Source organism: Bartonella sp. AP40SXNS, from assembly GCF_042195825.1.
In the GTDB taxonomy this organism is placed as follows: Bacteria; Pseudomonadota; Alphaproteobacteria; order Rhizobiales; family Rhizobiaceae; genus Bartonella.
This window is the reverse complement of sequence record NZ_JBHIPB010000060.1, coordinates 1-2,085: the sequence shown is the minus strand read 5'-3', so window position 1 is coordinate 2,085 and position 2,085 is coordinate 1. Positions and strand designations below refer to the sequence as shown.

General features: G+C 36.6%; 1 protein-coding gene and 2 pseudogenes. All 3 read right to left on the bottom strand.

Annotated features, from left to right (window positions below; all coding sequences use genetic code 11):
* Positions 1 to 411 precede the first annotated feature (411 nt).
* Positions 412 to 844: pseudogene (locus ACFILZ_RS09640) on the bottom strand (phage antirepressor KilAC domain-containing protein); the annotation flags it as partial.
* Positions 829 to 1,026, bottom strand: coding sequence for a Rha family transcriptional regulator (locus tag ACFILZ_RS09635; protein ID WP_375611038.1), 198 nt, complete (start codon positions 1,024 to 1,026; stop codon positions 829 to 831). The pseudogene ACFILZ_RS09640 and the gene ACFILZ_RS09635, both read right to left, overlap by 16 nt.
* A gap of 644 nt (positions 1,027 to 1,670) precedes the next feature.
* Positions 1,671 to 2,085: pseudogene (locus ACFILZ_RS09630) on the bottom strand (hypothetical protein); the annotation flags it as partial.

Below are 2,085 nucleotides of genomic sequence, written 5' to 3'. Positions count from 1 at the left end.
AGCAAGGAAGCAGTTTACGTGTAGACATAAATGTTATGTTGGGAGGAGGCGATTGGACTGGTGGCTCTAACAATGATCATCTTGTGCGGAACTTTGCGCATTCTCGTTATGTAGAAGATGAAAAAATAGGCGCTCGTGGATGTAGCGAGTCACTTTATTATAATTAGCGCGAGATTGATTAGAACATTATTTTATCCAACCTCACTTTTGTGGGGCTTTTTTTATGGAGCGTCAGATGAGAAAGATATCGAAAGAAGGATTGGCACTTCATCTTGAAGTTTTAAAATCAAAGCTTTTTCTACTAAACTCATGATGTCAACCAGAGCAGTACAATCTTATCACTCATATTTTCATATCTAGAAAATTGAGATAATGCCATCCATAAATCGCATAAGAAGTTAGAATCTACCTTCATTGCATACCTCTGTAGACTTGTTCTCTCAAACATGCCGGCAATCCTTTAGGTGTGATTTTTGTTGAAGGCAGCACCTTTTCTGTTCCATCCGGTTTTTGAATGGTGATGGCAGAACAGTCCATGAATCTTTTTTTGATTTTATCCTGATTAAGGTAACAATGGACTACTTGGAGCACGTCGATACACCCAATCATTTTTACGCAAGTAATCTGTTAAATTCTTTGGTCTTATCTCCAACATCTTCGCGGCTTCAATCAAACCAAACAAACCATCAGAGCGTTTTAAGCCTTCTAAAGCTTTTGCTTTTGGTGCTAATTCTGAAATAACATGGTCTTTCTGCTCAATTTAATTTTGTAGATGATTTAAGGCGCCAAGTAATACTTCGGGTTTGGAGTAATCAATTTGTGGAATAGCTACTTGTCTTTCCAACGGTCAATTATCTTTGCTCGTAAGGCAGTGCTGTAACCAGAAACAAGAATTAAGCATTCACGCTTTGGCAGGTTATAACAAGGGCGGCTTTCACCTTTGTTATCAAGGTAGTGCCCACCAAAATCAACCTCCTCAAATTTGAGGGCGTTAAGTTCTTCAAACGTTTTCTTGATGTCAAGCATAATATTTTCATGCCTTTTGCCACATAATTCAGTAATTTTAATAATGGTATTCATAAAGAATTTTTAGATGTTAGACGTTCCTTAATGACACTTTAAAAGAGTTCTGGGCACTAAGAAACACGGCAATCTAGCCTGTCGTTACGCTTTTCCCCGAAGGGTGTTATATGGTATAACCACACCTGACAAAGTTATTATATGCGTGTAGCATACAATGAGTTAAAGCTTTTAAATTGCGGAAGATTAGTTATTTAGGCAACTAATCCGCTAGTTGTTTTGAGGTATTTTTGAGGCACCTGATTCGAAAATACCTATTACTATAGAATTGTCCAGCAACAAAAATTACTTCTTGCTAAGAAAACGTTTCACATACTGTACAGTGTACATAATAAAAATTATTATTTATCAATGCGTTATGTGTACAATGTACAGTCGATTTGAAAATTCTGTCGCTAGCGATAGTTTGCGCTCGCCTGCCCCGCAACGAAGCCAACCCGCTGGTAAGTACCTTTTGAATTGATTTTATTGATTTTTTTATGAAAAAAACAAAGCATAAGTGATAATCTGTTTTTAAAATTGCAATAAGAATATGTAATGCCTAAACTCATAAGGATATGGAATATATAGATAAAGCTTGAGAACATGATCTAGCCTTTTTTATTAGCAGCGTATTCTCGACGAAAAAGTTGTCTCTGTATATTTTGGGTTAATCTTTCATTGGCATATTATGCAATAGCACTTGCAATCTCTGGCTTTGACATGACCTCAGAAGTTGAGGGACCCTCTTGTTTTGCAATAGGGAATTGATCTCCGTCATCTCTTTGAAACACATTCCCTCCCATTTTCAAATCAACATGCTTTGGAAAACTGCCTCCCTTGATAAAATCATGGGGTAAGATTTCTTTCTTTCCAAACAGTGTGTAAGTTACGCCGCGTTTTGTTTCGTTTACTTTAAAAAATTTAAGAGGTATTGGTGTTCCAGAACCAATGATATCTGTCTCAAGAAACCTTGCTGTTGCCTTTTCTTTAATATAAACACCTCTTCTTATACGCTTTATTTGG

Excerpts from the sequence above, each read along its gene's own strand:
- ACFILZ_RS09635 (WP_375611038.1), bottom strand. The coding sequence starts at position 1,026 with ATGCTTGACATCAAGAAAACGTTTGAAGAACTTAACGCCCTCAAATTT.